The sequence below is a fragment of the Salinifilum aidingensis genome (genome assembly GCF_054782015.1).
Window position 1 is genome coordinate 56,004 of the sequence record NZ_BAAGTH010000002.1, and the last position, 15,728, is coordinate 71,731.

Consider the following 15,728-nt stretch of genomic DNA (forward strand, 5'->3'; position numbering starts at 1 on the left):
GGCTGGGCGGCCGCTCACGTCGAACGGGGCGCAGTTGGTCAGCATCCCCAGCGCCGCGGACAGGTAGACGTCCAGCGGGTCGCTCCGGCTCGCCGGCCAACCCGCGCGGTCCCTTGCCGGAACCCTCCGCCGCTAGCGTCCGCGCACCGGGGAGCCCCACTCGGTCTGCTCGCGCAGGTTGCCCTTGAGGAGTTTCCCGCCGGGGTTGCGCGGCAGGGGCTCGCTGCGCACGTCGACGTACTGCGGGACCTTGAAGTCGGCCAGCCGGGTGGACAGGTGTTCCAGCACCGCGTCCACGGAGAACTCGGAGCCGGGCACAGGCACGAGGACCGCCCCGACCTTCTCGCCGAGCACGTCGTCCGGCACGCCGACGACCGCGGCGTCGGCCACCCCCGGGGCGCCGGCGAGGGCGTTCTCCACTTCGACCGAGTACACGTTCTCCCCGCCCCGGTTGATCATGTCCTTGGCGCGGTCGACGACGTGGACCAGCCCCTGCTCGTCGATGCGCGCGAGATCCCCGCTGCGCAGCCAACCGTCGACGAACGTCGCCGCAGTGGCCTCCGGTTTGTTCCAGTAGCCGGCGGCCACGTTGGGACCGCGGATGAGCAGCTCCCCCACCCCTTCCGGATCGGGTTCGTCGACGGCGAGGTCCACCACGGGCGCGGCGAAGCCGACCGAATCAGCGTGCTCGGCGGCCCACTCGTGCGGCAGGTAGGTCGCGATCGACGCCGTCTCGGTCAGGCCGAACCCGTTGCCGACGCGCGCGTTCGGGAACCCGGCCTTGATCCGCTCGACCAGCGACGGCGCGATCGGGGCGCCGCCGTAGGAGAGGTGCGTGACGCCGCTGACGTCGAAATCGCCGAAGTCGGGCTGCGACAGCGCCAGCGCGTAGATCGCGGGAACGCTGGTGAGCACGTTGATGCGCTCCTCGACGACGGTGCTCAGGAACTCCTGCACGTCGAAAGCGGGCAGCACGACCGTGGTCCCGCCGATGGCCAGCTGCACGAGCAGCTGGCTGTTGCAGCCGGTGACGTGGAACAGCGGCACGGACACGAGGTTGCGCAGGTCCGGTCCGTCGGCCCGGTCGACGCCGATCACCCGGATCGCTGTTTCCACATTGGACAGGAAGTTCTCGTGGGTGGTCATCGCCCCCTTCGGCGATCCCGTCGTGCCGCTGGTGTAGAAGATCGCGGCGAGGTCGTCCGGGGCGAGGTCGTCCGCCGCGCACGGCTCCCCGTCGGGCAGGGGGTCCTCCGGGGTGAGCACGGCGCTCGCGCCGGAGTCGGACAGCACGTAGTCGACCTCGGGCCGGGCGAACCGGATGTTGACCGGGACGGCCACGGCTCCGGCGAGCTGCGCGCCGAGGAAGCCGAGAACCCAGTCCACTCCGGCGGGCAGCAGGTTGGCGACGCGGTCGCCGCGCCGGACCCCGGCCGCGCGCAGCCCGCCGGCCACGCGCGCCGAGCGGTCCCACAGCTCGCGGTAGGTCAACCGGGGTCCGCCGACCTCGACCACCGCTTCCTGGCCCGGGAGGTGCTCGACGGTGCGGCGCAGCATCTCCACCAGCGACGGCGCGAGGTTCGCGTAGTGGGCGAGGCCGCGCTCGTCGCGGACGGTCCCGGAGGTGTCGAAGGGCGCGGCACCGCGCGCACGGGGTTCGGTGCTCGTCACCGGGATCCCTCCTCACCCGCGAAGTAGCGGCGCGGGTTGTCCACCAGCATCGTGCGGATCTGCTCGTCGGTGACGCCGCGCTCGCGCAGCGCGGGCAGCACGTCGTTGCTGATGTGCAGGTAGTGCCAGTTCGGGGCGGCCTGGGCCAGCGCCTGCTGGGCCGCCTCACCGCTGAAGAAGTCCATGTAGCAGGCGGCGTCGTGGGACAGCACGATGCGGTCGGCGTATCCCTGCTCGCACAGCGACGCGATGGTGGCCACGCGTTCCGGGGTGGGGTTGAACAGGTCGAGGCCGAAGCGGTCGCAGCCGATCGACGCGCCCCGGTCCATGATCCACTTGAGGTAGTCCTGGTCGTTGGTGTCACCGGCGTGGCCGATGACGACCTTGGTGAGGTCCACCCCGCGGGAGGCGTAGAAGTCCAGGGCGAGCCGGCCCGTCTGGTGCGCCGCGTTGGTGTGCACCGTGATCGGCACGCCGGTCTCCTGGTGGGTTTCGCAGATGGCCTGCTGCACGCGTTCCTGGTCCCCGGTGAGACCGCGTTCCTCCACGACGCACTTCAGCAGCGCCGCCTGCACACCGGTCTGACCGATGCCCTCGCGGATGTCGCGGACGAACATCTCCGTCATCGGCTCGGGACCGCCGAGCATCGTCCCCGGACCGCGGTAGTGGAAGAAGTGCGGGATCTCGTCGAAGGTGTACAGACCGGTCGCGGCCACGATGTTGATGTCGGCCTCGGCGTTGACCCGCTGCACCCGCGGGAGGTAGCGGCCGAGCCCGACGACCGTGGGGTCGACGATCGTGTCCACGCCGGCCTGCTTCAGCTCGCGCAGCTTGGTGATCGCGTCGGCGACGCGCTCCTCCTCGTCCCACCACTCGTCGCCGTAGTTCTGCATGACGTCCGGCGTGAGCACGAAGACGTGCTCGTGCATCAGCGTCACGCCCAGCTCGTCCACGTCCACCGGGCCGCGCACCGTCTCCACGGAACCCATAGTCCTCCTTCGCCGCACCACTCACCGACTGGCCGGTATGTGACGGCGATTACACGAGATGCGGCCGGGTTCGTCAAGCGGGCGCGGGCCGCCGGGGTGGCGGTGTTCGCCAGCTGGGACACCGCGCAGGACCTGCAGGAGGAGGCGGAGCAGGTCAGCGACCGCAGCTGACGCCGGCGGCACTTCGCCGGTGCCGTGCGTCGAGGGCACCGTGGGAAGGTGGGGGGCGGAGCCGGGGAGTTCCGGCTCCACCCGATGGTGGAGACGACGATGAGCACACGTGACCGCAACGTCCGGGGTCGGGCGGAGAACGCGCGACCGCGGGACGGGCTCGGTCGCCCCCTGCCGCGCGGCAGCGCCGGAGTCGAGCGGGTCAACGAGGACGTGGTGATGACGCCCGCGGAGAGCCTGCGCGAGGGGCAGCGCCTGCTCACCGCCCAACGCCCCTTCCACGCGCACGAAGTCCTCGAAGCGGCGTGGAAGAACGCGCCCGATCCGGAGCGCGGGCTGTGGAAGGCCCTCGCCCAGCTCGCGGTCGGCCTCACGCACGTCCGCCGCGGCAACGCCAAGGGCGCCGCGTCCCTGCTGCGCCGCTGCAGCGACGGCATGGCTCCGCACACCGCCGATCCCCCGCACGGCATCCGGGCAGCTGAGCTCAGCGACCACGCCGCGGAACTCGCGACGCGGATCGAGCGGGCGGGCCTGGACGCGGTCGACGAGGCCGAGCTCGATCCGCAGCTGTCCGAAGGTTCGCGGCCGCCTGCCGAGCAGCGCACCGCCGACGGCTGACACGGCGGGCCGCGCGGGCCCGCCGCCGGTGCGGGCCCGTCCGCTGCGGTCCGTTCCGCGGAGTTCGCGCTCCTCCTTCGCCGCGCCACCCACCGACTGCCCGATATGAGGCGGCTGTTGCAAAAATGCTGCGGCATGCGTCGAGCGAACGCGGTACGGTCCTGCTATGTCCCGATCACCCCGGGCAGGACCCTCCCGGTCCCCCGTCACCGCGGACGACCTCGACCTCGCAGTGCAGCTCGTCGTGACGGCCCTCCGCGAAGCGCCCCCGGTGGCGTGGGACGGCAAGGCCGGTTCGCTGGAGTGGGACTGCTGGGAAACCGTCGAGCACCTCAGCGACGACCTCTTCGCCTACGCCGCGCAACTGGGCCCCAAGGCCCCTCCGCAGGAGGACCAAGTGCCCTTCGTGTGGGAGAGCCGGCGACCGGGCGGGCCGGCGAACGCCATTCACGCGAACCGCGAGGCGGGGCCCGCCGGCCTGCTGCAGGTGCTGGAGGCGAGCGGTGCGCTGCTCGTCGCCGTGGTGCGCACGGCACCTCCGCGGACCCGCGCCCACCACGTCTTCGGTGCCTCCGATCCCGAGGGCTTCGCCGCGATGGGGATCGTGGAAACGCTGGTGCACATGCACGACCTGGCACAGGGGCTCGGGCTCGCCTGGAACCCGCCCGCCGGCCTGTGCGCACGAGCGCTCACCCGGTTGTTCCCGGACGCACCGGAGTCCACGGATCCCTGGCCTACCCTGCTGTGGGCCACCGGACGAGCCGAGCTGCCCGGGCGCCCCCGCCTGAAGGCGTGGCGCTGGGACGGGAGGCCCCGTGGTCAGGACCGGATTCCTCCGGCGCAGGCCGGCGAGCACCGTTGACGACGAGGACCGGGCGCCACCGGTCCACCGGCGGTCCGGGGCCCGCCCGCGGCAGCCCCTCGGTGCGGCCGCAGGTCAGTCCTTGACCAGCCCCCCGTCGACGACGAGGTTCTGCCCCGTCACCGCGCGCGCCCACGGGGAGGCGAAGAACAGCGCCGCGTCGGCGAACTCCTCCGGAGTCACCACCCGGCGCAGCGGTGTGCTCCGCGCGATCCCGTCGAAGACCTCCTCCGGCGTGTCCGCGCTGGCATCGGTGGTGCGCAGCAGCCCCCCGGAGATCATGTTCGCGGTGATCCCGTCCGGGCCGAGGTCGGCGGCCAGCGTGCGCGTCAGCGACAGCAGCGCGGCCTTGGCGGCCGTGTAGTCGTGGTACGGCACCACCGGGTTCTGGAAGAGGTTGGTGCCGATGTTGATGATCCGCCCGCCTCCCCGCTCGCGCATGCCCGGCAGCGCGGCCTGCGTCGTGTGCAGCGCGGCGCGGACGCTGCCGTCGAACTGCGCGGAGAACTCGCCCCAGCCGATCTCGTCGGCCTTCGACCGGGCCTCCCCGTTGAAGGAGAAGTCGGCCAGCGCGTTGTTGACCACCGTCGTCGCGGGGCGGCCGAAGCGCGCCCGGATCGCGTCGAACAGGGCGTGGACCTGCTGCTCGTCGGTGACGTCGGCGCGCGCGGCCATCGCGCGGCCCTCGCCGATCTCGTCGACCAGCGCGTGCGCCTGCTCGTGGCTGTGCCGGTAGTTGACCACGACGCGGGCGCCCTGGCCCGCGAACGCGCGCACGAGGGACCGGCCGAGCCCTCGCCCGCCGCCGGTGACCAGGACGAGTTGGCCGTCGATTCCCGCACCGAGCTCGCTCATGGCCGCCACCGTATCGGGTGGACCCGCGCGGCACGCGGGCCGCCGCGCGGACGCGGACGCACAGGAACCTCCGGCCGACCCGGTCGCCGCCGCTCAGCGTTGCTCGGGGATCAACCGCGCCAACCGGCGGTACGAGTCGAGCAGGGCGTCCTCGTCATGACCACCGCTGGTGGTGACCAGCACCTCGTCCGCACCGGTGCCGTCCACGAGGGACTGCAGCGCGCAGGCGACCTCCTCCTCGGTGCCGTGCACGTGGCCGCGCATCGCCCGGTCGAACTGCTCGCGCTCCCACCGGCCCATCTCCCGGGCGAGGACGTCGTCAGCCGGCAACAGGGGCGGGAAGACGCCGTGCACGCGCGAATACGCGGTCGCCCACGCCTCCGGGACCAGCAACCGGCGGGCCTCCTCGGTGCTCGCGGCGACCGCCACGGAGCGCGACAGCACCACGTAGGGCTGCGCGGACCACGGTGACGGGCGGAAGCGCTGCCGGTAGTGCTCGATGGCGCGTCGCAGCGCGTCGTCACCGCGCACGGCCGCGATCACCAGCGGCAGCCCGGCCCGCGCCGCGTGCTCGGCACCCGCCCCGGTCGCCAGCACGAACACCGGCATCCGAAGCCCCTCGGCCGGGACGGCCCGCACCTGCGCGTCCGCTCCGCCGGCGAAGTAACCGAGCAGTTCCTCCAGCTGCGCCCCGAAGCGCTCCGCGTCCTGCCGGCCGCTTCCCAGAGCACTGCGCACCGCCGCGGTGAAACCGAGCGAGCGCCCCAGGCCCGCGTCGATCCGGTCCGGGTGCAACGAGGCGAGCACGCCGAACTGCTCGGCGACCACGAGCGGCTGGTGGTTCGGCAGCATCACCCCGCCCGTGCCCACCCGGATCCGCGAGGTCGCCGAGGCGGCCGCCGCGGCCAGCACCGTCGGAGCTGAACCGGCCACACCCGGAACTCCGTGGTGCTCGGCCACCCAGAACCGGTGATAGCCCAACGCTTCGGCTTCCGCGGCGAATCGGACGGTGCGGTGCAGCGATTCCGAGGGGGCCGCCCGTGCCGCACGAGCGAGCGGTCCAGGACCGAAAAGCGCAGCGGTGTCGTCACACCGGTGGCAACGCCAGCGGGAACGGTTGGATTCCGCGCGTGGGCGCCCGTCGAGCGCACCGGCTCAGCCGCGCACGGGCGTCTCGGAACCGGCCCGCACCGGTCGCACGGCGGCGACCGGCCGGTCGGCAGCGCGCACCAACCGCGGGCCGGCAGGGCCGAACACCGCGCGCGGCTCGGGGAACAGCTGCAGCATCGCCAGGTACAGCAGTGCGGCCGCGACGAGCGTGGCGGGCAGGCTGACGTCCACCCCGCCCGCGACGCCCGCCAGCGGGCCGACGATCAGCGGTGTGTTCGCCATCAGCAGCCCGACGGCGGTCGCGGGGATCCAGGCGGCCATCGCGCGCCAGTTCACGCCGCGCGCGTACCAGTAGACGCCGCCCCGCTGCCCCCGGTTGAACACCTGCAGGTCGTCGGGCAGGTAGTGGCCGCGCCGCACCCAGTACCCGATCATCATGATCACCATCCACGGCGACGTGCACAGCAGGATCAGGGTGACGAACGCGTTGATGCTGGCGACCACGTTGAACACGAACGCCCCGAGGAAGATGAACACCACGGCGAAGGTGCCCACCAGCGCGGTGGCCCGCACCCGGGACAGCGCGGGGAACATCGAGCTGAAGTCCAGGCCGGTGCCGTACAGCGCGGTGGTGCCGGTGGAGAGCCCGCCGATCAGCGCGACCACGATCAGCGGCAGCGCGTACCACGGCGGGGAGATCGCGGTCAGGCCGGCGATGTAGTCGTCCGGGTCGGCGACCAGCGTGGCGGTGGCGATGCCGAACCCGAACGGGAGCAGGGTGGCCAGTTGCGCCCCGAACGGAGCCGCGAGCACCGTCGGTTTCGGCGCGCTGTCCGGGATGTAGCGGGACCAGTCGCCGAGGAAAGCGCCGAACGAGACGGGGTTGGCCGCGGCGGTGAGCACGGCGAGCACCCAGGTCGGCCAGAACTCCCCGAGCGCGTAGCCGGCGTGCCCGGCGAACGTCGGGTCGAATTCCCCGGCGTAGGCGGCGAATCCGAGCAGCATGACCGCGCTGCACGCGATGACGGCGACCCGGTTGACCGCGAGCATCAGCCGGTAGCCGTAGAGGCACACCACCAGGGTGGCCACGGCGATGACGCCGTAGGAGACCCCGCGCAGCACGTCGCCACCGTCCACTCCGAACAGTCGGTGGACCGCACCGGTGAGCGCGTCACCGGAGACCCACACCGAGATGGAGAAGAAGGCGACGGCGGTGAGCAGGGACAGGAAGGACCCGATGATCCTGCCGACCACGCCGAAGTGCGCACCCGAGGACACCGCGTTGTTGGTGTGGTTCTTCGGCCCGAACAGCGCCATGGGCGCCAGGACCGCCCCGCCGAGCACCACCCCGACGACGGTCGCGGTCAGCGCGGGGAGGAACCCGAGGCCGTAGGCGATGGGCAGCGACCCCAGGACGACGGTGGCGAAGGTGTTGGCCCCGCCGAAGGACAACCGGAACAGGTGCCACGGCGTCGAGGTCCGCTCCGCCGCGGGGATCGGTTCGACGCCGTGCACTTCGATGTCGGTGGCGCGCTCGCCCATGTCCTCTCCTGCTCAGCTCGGCTCGGTGCGGCTCGCTCGTCACGCACGGTGCGTCGGCGCGAAGAGCTCCAGCCGCCGGCGCAGCAGCACCACGCTCGGGCCGGGTTCGGCCAGTGCCGCCGCCAGGTCCTCGCGCAGCGACCGCACCGCGGTCTCCCGCGCGGAGACCCCGAACGACTCCGCCAGCGCGACGAACTCGGGACGGGCCAGCTCGGTCGCGGTGCTCTCGCCGAACGCGCCCCGCATGTACTCGCGCAGGATGCCGTAGCCGCCGTCGTCGACGATCAGCCAGGTCACCGGCAACTGGTGCTGCACCGCGCTGGCGAGCTCGGCGATGCCGTACAGCGCGCCGCCGTCACCGGAGACGGCCAGCGCGGGGGTGCCGGTCGCCGCGCACCCGAGCGCGGCGGGGAACCCGTAGCCGAGGCCGCCCGCGCCCTGCGCGGAGTGCATCCGCCCGGGCCAGGCCGACCACGCCCAGTACCCGAGGACGGTCATGTCCCAGCAGCTGGGCGCGCCCTCCGGCAGCGCCGCCCGCACGTCCTCCAGCACCCGGCGCTCCACGTCGAGCTGCTGACCGTCCAACCGGGAGCGGATCTTGTCGAGCAGGGCCGCGACGGCGGTTTCCGCCACCCCGTCGGCGGGCCGGGCGCGCACCGCGGCGGCCAGTTCCCCGAGCGCCTCGGCGGCATCGGCGTGCAGCCCCAGCGCCGGGTGGTTGGCGCCCAGCTTCTCCGCGTCCGCCTCCACCTGGACGACCGTCCCCTGCGGGCGGAAGGTGTGGTAGTTGCTGGACAGCTCCCCGAGCCCGGAGCCGACGACCAGCAGCACATCGGCCGCGGCGAGGAACTCGGTGCTGTGCCGGTCCTCCAACCAGGACTGCCCGGAGAGGGGGTGCTCCCAGTCGAACGCGCCCTTGCCGCCGAAGGTGCACAGCACGGGTGCGCGCAACTTCTCCGCGAGCGCGCGCAGCTGCTCGTGCGCTCCCGCGCGCACCACGCCCCCGCCGGCCAGGACGACCGGGTTCGCGGCGCGGTCCAGCAGCCGCGCGGCCTCGGCGAGCGCTTCGGGTTGCGGGGCGAGCTGCGCCCGCCGCACCGGGAGCTCGTGCACCGGCGGCAGCACCGCCGGCCCGCGCAGCACGTCCTCCGGGACCTCCACCCACACCGGGCCCGCGGGCGCGCTGGCAGCGGTCCGCCAGGCCTCGCGCAGCACCGTCGGCAGCTGCGCGGCGTCGCGCACCACGTGCGTGGACTTCGCGATCCCCGCCGCGCTGGCCTGCTGGTCGGGCAGCTCGTGCAGGTAGCCGTGCCGCCCGCCGCCCAACCCGGCGCGCGGGACCTGGCTGGAGATGACCAGCACCGGAACCGAGGAGGACCGCGCCTCCTGCAGCGAGGCGAGCGTGAGCAGCGCGCCCGGCCCGGTGGACACCAGCAGCGGCGCCACCTGCCCCGTTTCGCGGGCGAAGCCGTCGGCGGCGAACGCCGCGTTGTTCTCCACGCGCGAGGCGACCAGCCGCGGATCACCGCTGCGGCGGAGCGCGTCGAACAGGCCGAGCGCGTGCTGCCCGGGGATCCCGAACACGGTGCGCGCCCCGAGGGCGCGCAGGGACTCGACGACCAGGTCGCCTCCGGTGCGCTCAGCCACGCTCGTCCTCCGCACCACGCGGGGCGGTCACCGCGGCCCCGCCGGTGCGCGGGGGGCCCGGTGCGGCCGTCGGACCGGTCATGCGTGCTCCTCCTCCGCGACGGGCTCGCCGGCCAGCCGCTTCTCCCAGTTGTCCAGCACTTCGGGTTCGGTGCGCGCGGTCATCAGGCTCACCAGAACGTAGCCGAGCAGGCTCGCACCGAGGCCGTAGTAGATGGCCTCCTCGGCGAGCAGCCCCTCGGTGACCATCGTGACCAGCGCGGTGAGCGTGCCCGCGATCATCGCCGCGGCGGCGCCCGTCCGCGTGGCCCGCCGCCACACCAGCGCACCGAGGATCGGCACGAGCAGGCCGCCGACGAGGATGTTGTAGCCGACCGTCAGCGCGGCCACCACGTCGTTGACCGCCACGGAGATGCCGATCGCGAGGACTCCGAGCAGCAACGTCGCCAGCCGGTTCGAGCCGACCTCGTCCTCCCCGGCTCGGCCCCGCCGGTTGCGCAACCGGGACCAGATGTCGTTCGTGCTCACCGTCGAGCAGGCGATCAGCGCCCCGCTCGCCGTCGACATCAGCGCCGCGAGAGCGGCCACGAGCACCAGCCCGCGCAGCCCCGCCGGCAGCATCCCCTGCACGATGGTGGCGAACGCGGTGTCGGGATCGGCCAGGTCCGGGTACAGCGCGCGGGCCGCGGTGCCGATCAGCGCACCGGCGGCGGCGTACAGCACGCAGTACACCCCGGAGGCCAGCCCGCCGCGGGTGGCGATCCGCGGAGTGCGCGCGGTGAACACCCGCTGCCAGATGTCCTGGCCGATCAGCAGGCCGAACACGTAGGTGAACACGTAGGACAGGATGGTGGCGCCGCCGATGTTGGTGATGTCGAAGAACTCGGGGCCGACCCGTTCGGCGAGCCCGTCGAAGCCGCCGGCGGAGACCAGGCTGATCGGCAGCAGCAGGAGGAACATGCCCACCGTGGTGATCAGGAACTGCACGATGTCGGTCAGCGTGATGGACCACATGCCGCCGAGCACCGAGTAGCAGACCACGATGCCGCCGCCGATCGCGATGCCGCCGATCGCGGGCATGTCGAACAGCACGGTGAACACGGTCGCGAAGGACAGGATGGAGGTCACCGAGAGCATCAGGGTGTAGCCCCACATCACCACCCCGGAGACCAGGTCCACCGCGCCGCCGTAGCGCAGCTTGAGCATCTCGGCGACGGTGTACACCTTCAACCGCACGATCCGGCGCACGAACAGCGCGTGCAGCAGCAGGATGCCCAGCCCGATGGAGCTCACCAGCCAGGCGCCCGAGATGCCGTAGGTGTAGCCGAGCCCGACGCCGCCGATCGTGGACGCACCGCCGAGCACGATCGCCGACATCGTTCCGGAGTACAGGAACGTGCCGAGCCGGCGACCGGCGACCAGGTAGTCGCTGCGCGTCTTCGCGAGCCGCGCCCCGCGCCAGCCGATGCCGAGCATGCCGGCCAGGTACAGCCCGATGACCAGGTAATCAAGAGCCATGGCGCCCCCGGGGAGGAAATGGAGAACGAACGAGGAAGTGCCGCGTGGTGACCCGCACCACCGCTTGCGGGAGACGTTAGGCAGCCAGCAAGCTCATCGGTAGTAGACTTTTTGTCCACACGATCGACTCCTCTTGGATGAAATGACCAGTGCAGAATTCCTCCCGGCCACGGTTCCCCTGCGGGCTTTCGTCGACCGCGACGACCTGGGCGCGGTCCTGCTCGCCGGAGCGGACGAGGCGCTGGAGCGGCCCGTGCGCTGGGCGCACGTCAGCGAGCTCACCGACCCGGTGCCGTACCTGCTCGGGGGCGAGTTGCTGCTGTGCTGCGGGGTGGAGCTCGTCCCCGGTCCGCAGCCCACGGACGACTACGTCCGCGGACTCGTCGGCGCGGGCGTCACCGCCCTCGGCTTCGGCGTCACCCCGGTGTTCGATGCGGTGCCGCCGGCGCTGATCGACGCCTGCCGCAGGCACGGGCTGCCGCTGCTGGAGATCCCCGAGCGCACCCCGTTCCTCGCGGTGTGCCGAACGGTCGGGGAGGAGCTGAACACGCGGGCGCAGGCCTCGCTGCGCCGGCTCACCGAGGCGCAGCGCGCGCTCACCGCCGCAGCAGCGCGGCCGGCACCGCGCACCGGGGTGCTGCGCGAGCTCGGCAGGTGCGTCGGCGGGTGGGCGGAGGTGGTGGAGCCGAGCTCACCCGTCCCGGACGCCGTGCACGAGCTCGCCGAACGGGTGCGCACCGGTGTCGCCAGCGCGGCCACGGAGCTCGCGGACGGCACGCAGGTGGTGGCGCAGCCGGTCGGTCCCCGGGTGCTCACGGTGGGCAAACCGGGGCGTTTCGACGGCACCGACCGCGCCGTGATCGCCGTGGGGCTCGCACTGCTCAGCGTGGTGGCCGGGCAGGCGGCGAGCGCGTCGCTGGGGTCGTTGGCCACGGCGCTGCTGTCCGGCGCGGGCGCGTCCGAGTCGCTGCTCGACGCCGTGTTCGGCCGCCGGGGCGGGCAGTACCGGGTCGTCGCCGCCGAGGCCGGTGCGCGCCTGGACGGACTGGCCACGCCGCTGGTCGGCGAGGACGGCCGCACCGCGATCGTGGACACCGACATCGACGTGTCCCGCGTGGACGGTTTGCTCGCGGTGAGCGGGCCCCACCCCGCCGGGGAGCTGCCGGAGGCGGCGCGGCAGGCGCGGCAGCTGCTCGACCGGGCGCGCTCGGTGGGGCGGTCGTTGCACGCCGAGCACGCCGGCACCGGATTCGCCTCCGCCGTGCGGTCCGAGGCCGCGCGGGTGTTCGCGGACGAAGCGCTCGCACCGCTCGACGGGCACCCGCAACTGCTCGAGGCGCTGCGCACCTGGCTCTCCCAGCACGGCAGCTGGGACCGCACGGCGGCCGCTCTGGGGGTGCACCGCAACAGCGTGCGGCACCGCATCGGCAGGGTCGAGCGATTGCTCACCGCGGACCTCGCCGACCCGCAGGTGCGCATGGAGCTGTGGTTCGCGCTGCAGTGGCGCACGCCCTGAGCGCACCCGGCGGTGTGCGCCGGTGGCGGGCACCCCTCGGGAGCGGCCGCGCCACCGGTCCTGCCCGGCTCCTGCCCGGGCTCCGGCGAGGACGCGTGCGCGTCCCCGGGCAGGCGCACTCCGTTCCCCGCCTGCGTGCGGGACCGCAGCGCGGGTGGTCGTCACGACCGCCGCAGTCGCAGGGTTCGGATCTCGAAGGGGCGCAGGGCGAGGTGCAGCTGCTGCTGCGCGAGCTCGTGCTCCACCGGGGAGTCCCAGTCCCTCTCGAGCAGGTCGGTGGAGCTCGCCCGCAACACCGGGAATCCGGCCGTGACGGTGGTGGCGGTGCGCCCCCCGCGCGACTCGTACAGGCGCACGACGAGGTCACCGGACCGGTCGTCGGCCATCTTCACCGACTCGACGACCACCGCGGGTTCGTCCACCTCCACCAGCGGTCGCACGGCCTGTCCGCCCCGCACCGTCCGCGCGGGCAGGTTGAGCCGGTATCCCTCGCGCACGGCCTCCCCCACGTCCGCGCCGGGCAGGAGAGCGTGCCGGAACCGGTGGCGACCGTGGTCGGTGTCCGGGTCCGGGAACCGCGGCGCGCGCAGCAGCGAGGCGCGCACGGTCGTGCAGGTCCCGCCGGAGGGCTTGGCCCAGCGCGAGACGTCGTGCCCGTAGGTGCGGTCGTTCAGCACGGCGACGCCGAACCCCGCCTCGGCCACGTGCACCCAGCGGTGCGCGCAGATCTCGAACTTCGCGGCGTCCCAGCTCGTGTTCTCGTGCGTCGGCCGGTGCACGTGGCCGAACTGGATCTCCGAGGCGCAGCGGTCGGTGTGCACGTCGACCGGGAAGGCCAGCTTGAGGAACTTCTCCGTCTCGTGCCAGTCCACTTCGGTCTCGATGTCCAGCCTCCGCTCCCCGGCGCGCAGGCCGAGGACCTGCGTCACGGTCGAGCGGGAGAAGCGCCGTTCGACGCGGACGGCGCTGCGCTCCGGCGCGTCGCTGTCCACGGCCAGCGCTTCGACCTCGGTCACGTCGGTCGCGGAGTTGCGGTAGAACGCGTCCACGTCCCAGGCGTCCCACGCGTTCGGCAGGTCCGGGTGCACCTGCAGCACGTTCGCCGCGCGCTCCGCAGGAACCGCTTCGCGGCCGGACTCCCGGTCGAACAGCGAGGTGACCGCGCCCCGCGCGTCGACGACCACGCGGAGCACGTCGTTGTCGAGGACGAACCCGCCGCCGTGCTCGGTCACCCGCGCTGCCGCTGCCGGCGGGGTCGGCTCGCCCGCACCTCCGGCGGGCACGCCGTCCCGATCGTGGGGCGCGGCGTTGAACGCGATCGACCGGTCCCCCCGCCCCGCGAGCGCCTCCTGCGCGCGGGTGATGACGACCTCCAGCTCTTCGGCGAGGAGCTCGTACGAGGCTTCGGCCTCCCGGTGCACCCAGGCGATCGACGATCCGGGGAGGATGTCGTGGAACTGGTTGAGCAGCACGGTCTTCCAGAGGCGGTCGAACTGCTCGTACGGGTACGGCGACCCGCACCGCACCGCGGCGGTCGCCGCCCACAGCTCGGCCTCCCGCAACAGGTGCTCGCTGCGGCGGTTGCCCCGCTTGGTTCCGGCCTGGCTGGTGTACGTCCCGCGGTGGAACTCCAGGTACAGCTCTCCCACCCACACGGGCGGATCGGTGTACTCCGCGGCGGCCTTGCGGTAGAAGGCGGACGGCGGCTCGATGCTCACCTGCGGCGATCCCTCGAGGTCCGCCTGCCGCGCGGCGCGGGCCAGCATCTCCCGGGTCGGACCACCGCCGCCGTCGCCCCAGCCGAACGGGATGAGGGAGCGGCGGGCGGCTCCCTTCTCCGCGTACCGGGACGACGCGCGGGCGAGCTCGGCGCCGGAGAGCTCCGCGTTGTAGGTGTCGGCGGGTGGGAAGTGCGTGAAGATGCGCGTGCCGTCGAGCCCCTCCCAGGAGAACGTGTGGTGCGGGAAGCGGTTGGACTGGTTCCACGAGATCTTCTGCGTGAAGAACCACGACGAGGCCGACAGGGCGACCAGCTGGGGCAGCGCCGCGCTGTAGCCGAAGGAGTCCGGCAGCCACACCTCCCGGGTCTCGACGTCGAACGCGTCGAGGAAGAACCGCTTGCCGTGCACCAGCTGCCGCGCCAAGGCCTCGCCGCCCGGCATGTTGGTGTCCGACTCGACCCACATGCCGCCGACGGGGAGGAACTGCCCCGCCACCACCTTCTCCCGCACCCGCGAGTACACGGCCGGGTGGTGCTCCCGCAGCCAGGCGAACTGCTGGGCCTGCGACATCGCGAACACGAAGTCCGGGTACCGGTCCATCAGGTTCGTCACGTTCGACGCCGTCCTGGCGACCTTCCGGACGGTTTCCCGCAGCGGCCACAACCAGGCCGAGTCGATGTGGGCGTGCCCCACGGCGGACAGCTGGTGCGCGCTGGCCTGGGCCGGCTGGGACAGCGCTCCTGCCAACTCGGCCCGCGCGGCCTCCGCGGTGCTTCCCACGTCCTGCAAGTCGAGCGCGTCCAGGGCGCGTTCGAGGCAGCGCAGGATCTCCCACCGGCGCGGGTTGCCGACGTCGAGCTCGCGCATGAGCTGGTCGAGCACCTCGACGTCGCCGACCAGCTCCCACACCTGCTCGTCGAGGACCGCCAGCTCGGCCCGCCGCACCCGGTAGAGCGGTTCTCCCCCAGCGGTCCCGGGATCGCCGAGCGAGGTGGCCGCGAACGGCGGCTCCCCGAGGATCACCGGGTTGGCCGCCGCTTCCACGAAGAACTCGACCCGGTGATCACCACCGGTGGAGCCGTCGACCGGGATCCAGGTGTTGCGCGGGTTGAGCCCTTTCACCGGTCTCCCGTCGGGCCGGTGGACCAGCCCCTCGCACTGGAATCCCGGGCGGTTCTGGTGAAATCCGAGGTCGAGCAGCGCTTCCACCGCGCGGCCGGTCCACTCGTGCGGGACCTCGGCCCGAACGCGGAACCAGGTGGTGCTCCACGGCGGTCCCCAGCAGTCCCCGACCCGGAAGTCCGAGTAGTCGGCCGCCAGGGCGGTCTCCACCGGTACCGGCTCCCCCGGGGCGTGCCACGCCTGCAGGTGCACCGGGACGGATTCGGGGTGGACGGCGGGTCGGATCCGTTCGCGCAGGACTCGCTGGATCCGCTCCTCGGTGGTGCGCCGGTCGTCGTGCATCGGTGTCACGTGCTCCTCACTGCTCCGCGGTCTCCGGTCGTTCC

At 73.0% G+C, this 15,728-nt stretch carries 11 protein-coding genes and 1 pseudogene; 4 read left to right on the forward strand and 8 right to left on the reverse strand.

Features of this window, described 5'->3' with window-relative positions; translation table 11 throughout:
- Positions 1 to 132 precede the first annotated feature (132 nt).
- Together ACYVJE_RS03365 and ACYVJE_RS03370 are read right to left on the reverse strand one after the other, a co-directional pair.
- Positions 133 to 1,671 (reverse strand): class I adenylate-forming enzyme family protein, encoded by a 1,539-nt coding sequence (locus tag ACYVJE_RS03365; RefSeq protein WP_461143213.1) that lies wholly within the window; start codon positions 1,669 to 1,671, stop codon positions 133 to 135.
- Positions 1,668 to 2,660 carry a phosphotriesterase family protein gene (locus ACYVJE_RS03370; protein WP_461143214.1) on the reverse strand — a complete coding sequence of 331 codons (993 nt, stop codon included), beginning with the start codon at positions 2,658 to 2,660 and terminating at the stop codon, positions 1,668 to 1,670. The genes ACYVJE_RS03365 and ACYVJE_RS03370 overlap by 4 nt, the downstream gene beginning before the upstream one ends.
- Positions 2,661 to 2,699: 39 nt before the next feature.
- Between ACYVJE_RS03370 and ACYVJE_RS03375 the strand changes: the two genes are divergently transcribed.
- The 3 genes from ACYVJE_RS03375 (at position 2,700) to ACYVJE_RS03385 (ending at position 4,311) form a co-directional block, all read left to right on the forward strand.
- Positions 2,700 to 2,831, forward strand: a complete 132-nt coding sequence (locus tag ACYVJE_RS03375) for a hypothetical protein (RefSeq protein ID WP_461143215.1) — start codon at positions 2,700 to 2,702, stop codon at positions 2,829 to 2,831.
- Between the two features lie 99 nt (positions 2,832 to 2,930).
- On the forward strand, positions 2,931 to 3,449 hold the full coding sequence (locus ACYVJE_RS03380; RefSeq protein ID WP_459159800.1) for a DUF309 domain-containing protein: 519 nt from the start codon (positions 2,931 to 2,933) through the stop codon (positions 3,447 to 3,449).
- A gap of 166 nt (positions 3,450 to 3,615) precedes the next feature.
- Entirely contained in the window at positions 3,616 to 4,311 is a 696-nt protein-coding gene (locus tag ACYVJE_RS03385) for a hypothetical protein (RefSeq protein WP_461143216.1), read from the forward strand.
- A 75-nt stretch (positions 4,312 to 4,386) separates the two neighbouring features.
- Here the strand turns inward: ACYVJE_RS03385 and ACYVJE_RS03390 are convergent, their stop codons facing one another.
- The 5 genes and pseudogenes from ACYVJE_RS03390 to ACYVJE_RS03410 form a co-directional block, all read right to left on the reverse strand.
- Positions 4,387 to 5,166 (reverse strand): 3-oxoacyl-ACP reductase, encoded by a 780-nt coding sequence (locus ACYVJE_RS03390; protein WP_461143217.1) that lies wholly within the window; start codon positions 5,164 to 5,166, stop codon positions 4,387 to 4,389.
- A 93-nt stretch (positions 5,167 to 5,259) separates the two neighbouring features.
- A pseudogene (locus ACYVJE_RS03395) lies at positions 5,260 to 6,257 on the reverse strand (LLM class flavin-dependent oxidoreductase).
- A 64-nt stretch (positions 6,258 to 6,321) separates the two neighbouring features.
- Positions 6,322 to 7,818, reverse strand: a complete 1,497-nt coding sequence (locus tag ACYVJE_RS03400) for a purine-cytosine permease family protein (protein WP_461143218.1) — start codon at positions 7,816 to 7,818, stop codon at positions 6,322 to 6,324.
- A 39-nt stretch (positions 7,819 to 7,857) separates the two neighbouring features.
- Positions 7,858 to 9,465, reverse strand: coding sequence for a thiamine pyrophosphate-binding protein (locus ACYVJE_RS03405; protein ID WP_461143219.1), 1,608 nt, complete (start codon positions 9,463 to 9,465; stop codon positions 7,858 to 7,860).
- A gap of 78 nt (positions 9,466 to 9,543) precedes the next feature.
- A complete protein-coding gene (locus ACYVJE_RS03410) occupies positions 9,544 to 10,983 on the reverse strand; it encodes a sodium:solute symporter family protein (RefSeq protein WP_461143220.1) in 1,440 nt (479 codons plus the stop codon).
- A gap of 142 nt (positions 10,984 to 11,125) precedes the next feature.
- Between ACYVJE_RS03410 and ACYVJE_RS03415 the strand changes: the two genes are divergently transcribed.
- Positions 11,126 to 12,499 (forward strand): PucR family transcriptional regulator, encoded by a 1,374-nt coding sequence (locus ACYVJE_RS03415; protein ID WP_461143221.1) that lies wholly within the window; start codon positions 11,126 to 11,128, stop codon positions 12,497 to 12,499.
- Positions 12,500 to 12,660: 161 nt separating this feature from the next.
- On the opposite strand, the gene ACYVJE_RS03420 is transcribed toward ACYVJE_RS03415, so the two are convergent.
- On the reverse strand, positions 12,661 to 15,684 hold the full coding sequence (locus tag ACYVJE_RS03420; protein ID WP_461143523.1) for an alpha-mannosidase: 3,024 nt from the start codon (positions 15,682 to 15,684) through the stop codon (positions 12,661 to 12,663).
- Between the last annotated feature and the right edge of the window lie 44 nt (positions 15,685 to 15,728).